The organism is Erythrobacter sp. SN021 (assembly GCF_021864455.1).
Map to the genome: position 1 here is coordinate 98,511 of NZ_JAKKUW010000007.1, position 6,365 is coordinate 104,875.

Sequence of the window (6,365 nt, forward strand, 5' to 3'; positions counted from 1 at the left end):
GCCTTAGCGGAGGCGTTCGATTTCAGCGGTCAGCCGCGGATTGCTGCTGACGTAAAAGGTCTCGACATCGGCCAGACGGCGATCGACATCCTTCATCCGGGCACGGATTTCGCGGGCCGTGCGTTTCGGATTCTGACGGACGCGCTGCCAGTATTTGCTCTCGTCATGATCGACATAGAGGTGCGATGGCTTCTTGTTCAGCAGCAGACCGGCAATGAAATAGAACGGTATGGTCGAACCGCCGGACATGAAGGTCAGGCCGAGGAAGCCCAGGCGGACCCAGAAAACGTTGACGCCGGTATAGTCCGCGATGCCCGAGCAGACGCCCATCAGTTTCGCATTCTGCTTGTCGCGGTAGAGCGTGGTACGGGGGCTGTTCACTTGGTTGCTCCTTTTTTCTCGGCCATCAGCTGTTCGAGTTCGCGCAGCTGCTGATTGTCCTGCTCGCTGTCATGGACGAGGCGGGCGGGACGAAATTCGGGGTTGTCGCTGGCGACCAGGCGCTCGACCGTGTCCATGCGGTCGTCGAGACGTTTGGCGAGGCTGTAGAGCTCTTCGAGCAGGGCCTCGTCATCGGTGGTGATGGTGGCCGAGGTCTTCCACTTGGTGATATAGTGGAGGATGATCCACGGAAGCCCGATAAAGATTGCGGGGATGATGATGATCTCTTCCATGGGCTCAGTCCTCCTTGTCGGCGCTGCTCTTGCCGAGCGCCTTTTTCATCTGTTCGAGTTCGTCGTCGATCGCATCGGCGCCCTCCAGCGCGGCGATCTCGTCCGACAGGCTCGGCTTGTCCGATTTGTCGGCAATGCTCAGCGCATCGGCGCGCCCTTCGGCATAGTCGACCCGGCGCTCGAGCTGGTCGAAGCGCGATAGGGCATCGTCGACGCGTTCGTTGGTCATCAGGCTGCGCAGCTTCACGCGGTTCTCCGCACTTTCGAGCCGGGCGGCGATGGCCGTCTGACGGCTGCGTGCTTCGCGCAAGCGGTTCTGCAGCTTCTGAATGTCCTGTTCATAGGCCCGCAGCGCATCGTCGAGGACGGCAATTTCCTGCTTGAGCTGCTCGCTCATGTCGGCCGCCTTCTTCTTCTCGACGAGCGCTGCGCGGGCGAGGTCCTCGCGGTCCTTCGAAATGGCAAGCTGCGCCTTCTCGTTCCAGTCGATCTGAAGCTTGTCGAGCTTGACCGAGTGGCGATGCATTTCTTTCTGGTCAGCAATCGTGCGCGCGGCACTGGCGCGGACCTCGACCAGCGTCTCCTCCATCTCGAGGATGATCATGCGGATCATCTTCTGGGGGTCGTCCGCCTTATCGAGCATGTCGTTGAAATTGGCTGCGATAATATCGCGAGTACGGCTAAAAATGCCCATCAATGGTGCTCCACTGGAAAAAAAGTCCGATCCCTTGGACCGTCCGCCGTCGCGGGTCGGAGTCGGGGAGCGGCGCAACCGTTCTACCTCTTCCTCGATACGCGACAAGCGGGGGCGGGCCGAAGCGCCTTCGGCATTGTTGCCGTTGGGACTGTCGGGGGAGATGCGCTCCGGCCCTAAGGGATCGTGGTCGGGAGGCAAAGTCATGCAATCTCGACCTGTTCGTATGCCGCCACGACGGGTGTGGGTGTGGTAACCGCGATCTGCGAACTCAGCAGAACGAAAGTGGCCATTGCCGCAATGCTGGCAATGGCAGCCTGTCCAAGCTGGCTGCGGAAAAAGCTGCGGTTGTACATTTGGGTTACCTCCCTGGGGCCATGTGGCGGTGTTGCTGTTGTCCAATATTCAGCAAAGCTCGTGCCAAACTGGGAAAAACGCGGAAAACCAACAGTTTTAGGATTTTTCCGAACTCACGGATTGGTTCTTATTGCCAAGCATTGGGAAATTTCCCTATATCTTGGTCATGGAGCGGGAAAATCAGTTTATCGGCCAATCGGGTGCCTTTCTCGATGCGGTCGAGCGGGCAAGTCGTGCGGCACCTATGCGGCGGCCGGTTCTCGTCATAGGCGAACGGGGGACCGGCAAGGAACTGATCGCCGAACGCCTTCATCGTCTTTCCACCCGGTGGGACGAGCCGCTGGTGGTCATGAACTGCGCCGCCTTGCCCGAAACACTGATCGAGGCCGAATTGTTCGGTCACGAAGCTGGGGCTTTTACCGGTGCTACCAGAGTGCGGGCGGGAAGGTTCGAAGAAGCCGACAAGGGGACGCTATTTCTCGACGAACTGGGCACTTTGTCCATGGGCGCGCAGGAAAGGCTGCTGCGCGCCGTGGAATATGGGGAAGTGACGCGGATCGGGTCGAGTCGGCCCACGCGGGTCGATGTGCGTATCGTCGCGGCCACCAATGAGGACTTGCCCGCCAAGGCCGCTCGCGGGGATTTTCGCGCCGACCTGCTCGATCGGCTCAGCTTCGAAGTCATCACCTTGCCGCCCCTGCGTGTGCGGGATGGGGACGTTGCCGTCCTGGCCGACTATTTCGGCCGTCGCATGGCGGCGGAACTCGGCTGGGAAGGGTGGCCCGGATTCGCGCCGCACGTTGCCGAGCAGCTCGAAAAGCACGATTGGCCCGGCAATGTTCGCGAGCTGCGCAATGTGGTCGAACGGGCGACATATCGCTGGGACGATTGGGGCCAGCCTATCGGACACGTCGTGTTCGATCCCTTTGACAGCCCCTGGAAACCCGCAGGACTTCCGCCGAGCGGCGAGAGGGCGGGCATTGCGGCGACCGCGGCACAGCCCGCGCTGCAAGGCACCGATTACGAGAGTATCGACGACCTGCGCGCGGCGGTCGATGCGCATGAAAGGCAGATCGTCGAATTTGCGCTGGGCAAGCATCGCTGGAACCAGCGACAGACCGCCAAGGCGCTGGGGCTGACTTACGACCAACTACGCCATTGCATCAAAAAGCATGCTCTCGCCGATGATGGCTGATCGTCGCTTGCTTTTCGAGGGACTCGCGCCTATCTGACTTCCCATCCCGACATTGTCGTGACACTGGAGGGGCTGGCGCCGCAAGGGGCCGGCACGAAACGCCGTAGGCGCATTGAACGCGTATTCTGGAGATTGAATGGCCGATCTGGCACGCTTGACCGAAGTGATCGAACCCGAAGCAAAGGCGCTCGGCTTCGAGCTCGTGCGCGTCAAGATGATGCCCTCCGAAGCCGGTGACGGCGGCGAGGCGTTGCAGATCATGGCCGAGGATCCGGCGACCGGCCAGCTCGTCATCGAGCAATGCGCCGCGCTTTCGCGCCGTGTATCCGACCGGATCGACGAGATCGAGGAAGCCGGTGAGGTGCTGATCGAAGGCGCTTACCATCTCGAGGTATCCAGCCCCGGCATCGACCGTCCGCTGACCCGCGCGAAGGACTTCGCTGCATGGGCAGGGCACGAGGCCAAGATATCGATGGTCAAGGGCTATGACGGGCAGCGTAACATGCGCGGCGAATTGAAGGGCATCGACGGCGATATGGTCGCCATCGACGACCGAAAGGCGGGGGAGGTATCCATCCCCCGCGATCAGATCCATTCGGCGAAGCTCGTCTTGACCGACGCGCTTATTGCCGCCACCCAGCCGCTCGATACGAGCGGTGCCGACGAAATCGTCGAAACTCCCGACATTCCTGACGAAGAAAAGGCAGACGACTGATGGCCAGTGCCATTTCCGCCAACAAGGCTGAACTCCTCGCGATCGCCAACTCGGTCGCTTCGGAAAAGATGATCGACAAGGCGATCGTCATCGAGGCGATGGAAGAGGCGATTCAGAAATCTGCCCGCAACCGTTACGGCGCGGAAAACGATATCCGCGCCAAGCTCGACCCGCAGACCGGCGATCTGCGCCTGTGGCGTGTGGTCGAAGTGGTCGAAGAAGTGGAAGATTACTTCAAGCAGGTCGACCTCAAACAGGCGCAGAAGCTTCAGGACGACGCCAAGATCGGCGACTTCATCGTCGATCCGCTGCCGCCGGTCGATCTGGGCCGCATCGACGCGCAGAGCGCGAAGCAGGTGATCTTCCAGAAGGTCCGCGATGCCGAGCGCGAGCGCCAGTACGAAGAGTTCAAGGACCGCGCGGGCGAAGTCATCACCGGCGTGATCAAGTCGGTCGAATTCGGCCATGTGATCGTCAATCTCGGCCGCGCCGAAGGCGTCATCCGCCGCGATCAGCAGATCCCGCGCGAAGCCGCCCGTGTGGGCGAACGTGTCCGTGCGCTGATCACCAAGGTCGAACGCAACAATCGCGGTCCGCAAATTTTCCTCAGCCGCGCGCATCCCGACTTCATGAAGAAGCTGTTCGCGCAGGAAGTGCCCGAAATCTACGACGGCATCATCGAGATCAAGGCTGCCGCCCGCGATCCGGGCAGCCGCGCCAAGATCGGCGTGATCAGCCATGACAGCAGCATCGATCCCGTCGGCGCCTGCGTCGGCATGAAGGGTAGCCGCGTCCAGGCCGTGGTGCAGGAGCTGCAGGGCGAGAAGATCGACATCATTCCCTGGTCGGAAGATGGCGCGACCTTTATCGTGAACGCGCTCCAGCCGGCCACTGTCAGCCGCGTGGTTCTCGACGAGGAAGACGGCCGCATCGAAGTGGTCGTTCCCGACGATCAGCTCAGCCTCGCCATCGGCCGCCGCGGCCAGAACGTGCGCCTCGCCAGCCAGCTGACCGGCAACCAGATCGACATCATGACCGAGGAAGAAGCCTCGGAGAAGCGCCAGAAGGAATTCGCCGAGCGTTCGAAGATGTTCGAAGAGGAACTCGACGTCGATGAAACGCTCTCGCAGCTACTCGTCGCCGAAGGTTTCGCCGAGCTGGAAGAAGTCGCCTATGTCGAGCTGGAAGAACTCGCCGGGATCGAAGGTTTCGACGAGGAACTGGCCGAAGAACTCCAGAGCCGTGCGCAGGAAGCGATCGACCGCCAGGAGGCTGCGCACCGCGAGGCACGCCGCGAACTTGGGGTCGAAGACGATCTGGCCGAATTGCCGCATCTTACCGAGGCGATGCTGGTCGTGCTCGGCAAGGCGGGCCTGAAAACGCTCGACGATGTGGCCGATCTGGCAACCGACGAGTTGATTCAGAAGAAGCGCGAAGCGCCGCGCCGCCGCAACAATTCCGATGGCCCGCCGATGCGCCGCGACCGTCCCATGCGCGAGCAGGACAAGGGCGGCGTGCTGGGCGAATTCGGGCTGACCGAAGAGCAGGGCAACGAGATCATCATGGCTGCCCGCGCGCATTGGTTCGAAGACGAAGAGGAAGCTCCGGCCCCCGCCGAGACGACCGATACGCAGGAGGCCGCCGATGCGGACTCCACCCAATGAGCGCCTGACGTCCGACATCGCTGAAGCCCCACGGCCCCGTAAAACGGAGCCTGAAAGGCGCTGCATCCTCTCCGGGGAGACGGCCCCGCGCGACACGCTCGTGCGATTGGTGGCCTCGCCCGCTGGACTGGTGCTGCCCGATGCGCAGGAAAAGGCGCCCGGGCGCGGCGCCTGGATCGGGGTTTCGCGCGACGAACTCGCCGAGGCCCAGGCCAAAGGCAGGTTGAAGGGCGCGCTTTCGCGGGCCTTCAAAACAAGCGACCTCGAACTGGCGGAAAACCTGCCAGAGCTGATCGAGAATGCGCTCACGCGTGTCCTGCTCGACCGGCTGGGTCTCGAAATGCGCGTGGGAAGTCTTATCTTGGGCACCCAGCGCATCGCCGAAACGGCGCGCGGCGGGGCGGTCGCCCTCCTGTTGCACGCCCGCGACGCGAGCGAGGACGGGCGCAAGAAGCTCGACCAGGCCTGGCGCGTGGGGCGCCAATCGGAAGGGTCGGGCGAACGCGGTCTCGAACTGCCTCTGGACCGGGACGCTTTGTCTGTGGCATTGGGCCGCGACAATGTCGTCCATCTGGCGCTTGCCGATGAAGCCGCGGCAGCGAGGGTGATGAAGGCCTTTGCGCGCCTTACGCACTATTTGGGGCACGACCTGCCCGCCGCTGATGGGCGCGTTTCCGCACGCGCCGATGACGAATTGAACGATTGAGACGAAGAGAAACGAGCCAGAATGAGCGACGACGACAAGAAACCAGCCCGTAAACCGCTGACCTTGAAGGGCGCGCAGCCGGGCGAGGTCAAGCAGACCTTCAGCCACGGCCGCACCAACAAGGTCGCGGTCGAGGTGAAGCGCCGCCGCAAGCTCGTAAAGCCGGGCGAGGCCGCGCCTCCGCCCCCACCGCCGCCTCCGCCGCCCGCTCCGGAGCCGACTCCGGCGCCGGTTGCCAAGAAGGCTCCGCCGAAGAAAGCGGCTCCTGCCGGAGAAACCCCTCAAGAGCGCGTCGCGCGTCTCCAGCGCGAGGCCGAGGAAGAGCGCCTGCGTCTCGCAGAGGAAGCGCGCAAGCGCGAG

The 6,365-nt window shown here is 62.6% G+C and carries 9 protein-coding genes; 5 read left to right on the forward strand and 4 right to left on the reverse strand.

Annotation, left to right across the window (positions count from 1 at the left end):
* Positions 1 to 3: 3 nt before the first annotated feature.
* From pspC to L5849_RS14530, 4 genes are read right to left on the reverse strand one after another with little or no spacing between them, the layout of a single operon-like run.
* On the reverse strand, positions 4 to 381 hold the full coding sequence (gene pspC / locus L5849_RS14515; RefSeq protein WP_236926140.1) for an envelope stress response membrane protein PspC: 378 nt from the start codon (positions 379 to 381) through the stop codon (positions 4 to 6).
* Positions 378 to 674, reverse strand: coding sequence for an envelope stress response membrane protein PspB (gene pspB / locus L5849_RS14520; RefSeq protein WP_236926141.1), 297 nt, complete (start codon positions 672 to 674; stop codon positions 378 to 380). The genes pspC and pspB overlap by 4 nt, the downstream gene beginning before the upstream one ends.
* 4 nt (positions 675 to 678) lie before the next feature.
* A complete protein-coding gene (pspA, locus tag L5849_RS14525; protein ID WP_370459236.1) occupies positions 679 to 1,569 on the reverse strand; it encodes a phage shock protein PspA in 891 nt (296 codons plus the stop codon).
* A gap of 2 nt (positions 1,570 to 1,571) precedes the next feature.
* Complete coding sequence (locus L5849_RS14530) at positions 1,572 to 1,724, reverse strand: hypothetical protein (protein WP_174223752.1); 153 nt, start codon at positions 1,722 to 1,724, stop codon at positions 1,572 to 1,574.
* A gap of 167 nt (positions 1,725 to 1,891) precedes the next feature.
* Between L5849_RS14530 and pspF the strand changes: the two genes are divergently transcribed.
* The 5 genes from pspF to L5849_RS14555 all read left to right on the forward strand — a co-directional run.
* Positions 1,892 to 2,920, forward strand: coding sequence for a phage shock protein operon transcriptional activator (gene pspF / locus L5849_RS14535; protein WP_115417384.1), 1,029 nt, complete (start codon positions 1,892 to 1,894; stop codon positions 2,918 to 2,920).
* 136 nt (positions 2,921 to 3,056) lie between these two features.
* Positions 3,057 to 3,635, forward strand: coding sequence for a ribosome maturation protein RimP (gene rimP, locus L5849_RS14540; protein ID WP_115417382.1), 579 nt, complete (start codon positions 3,057 to 3,059; stop codon positions 3,633 to 3,635).
* Positions 3,635 to 5,299: a transcription termination factor NusA gene (gene nusA, locus L5849_RS14545; RefSeq protein WP_115417380.1), complete on the forward strand. Its 1,665-nt coding sequence runs from the start codon at positions 3,635 to 3,637 to the stop codon at positions 5,297 to 5,299. Before rimP ends, nusA begins: the two co-directional genes overlap by 1 nt.
* Positions 5,280 to 6,005: a DUF448 domain-containing protein gene (locus L5849_RS14550; RefSeq protein WP_236926142.1), complete on the forward strand. Its 726-nt coding sequence runs from the start codon at positions 5,280 to 5,282 to the stop codon at positions 6,003 to 6,005. The genes nusA and L5849_RS14550 overlap by 20 nt, the downstream gene beginning before the upstream one ends.
* Positions 6,006 to 6,026: 21 nt before the next feature.
* A partial coding sequence (locus L5849_RS14555; protein WP_236926143.1) for a translation initiation factor IF-2 associated domain-containing protein occupies positions 6,027 to 6,365 on the forward strand: 339 nt, incomplete at its 3' end.

Excerpts from the sequence above, each read along its gene's own strand:
- pspB (WP_236926141.1), bottom strand. The coding sequence starts at position 674 with ATGGAAGAGATCATCATCATCCCCGCAATCTTTATCGGGCTTCCGTGG.
- L5849_RS14530 (WP_174223752.1), bottom strand. The coding sequence starts at position 1,724 with ATGTACAACCGCAGCTTTTTCCGCAGCCAGCTTGGACAGGCTGCCATT.
- pspF (WP_115417384.1), top strand. The coding sequence starts at position 1,892 with ATGGAGCGGGAAAATCAGTTTATCGGCCAATCGGGTGCCTTTCTCGAT.
- rimP (WP_115417382.1), top strand. The coding sequence starts at position 3,057 with ATGGCCGATCTGGCACGCTTGACCGAAGTGATCGAACCCGAAGCAAAG.
- nusA (WP_115417380.1), top strand. The coding sequence starts at position 3,635 with ATGGCCAGTGCCATTTCCGCCAACAAGGCTGAACTCCTCGCGATCGCC.
- L5849_RS14550 (WP_236926142.1), top strand. The coding sequence starts at position 5,280 with ATGCGGACTCCACCCAATGAGCGCCTGACGTCCGACATCGCTGAAGCC.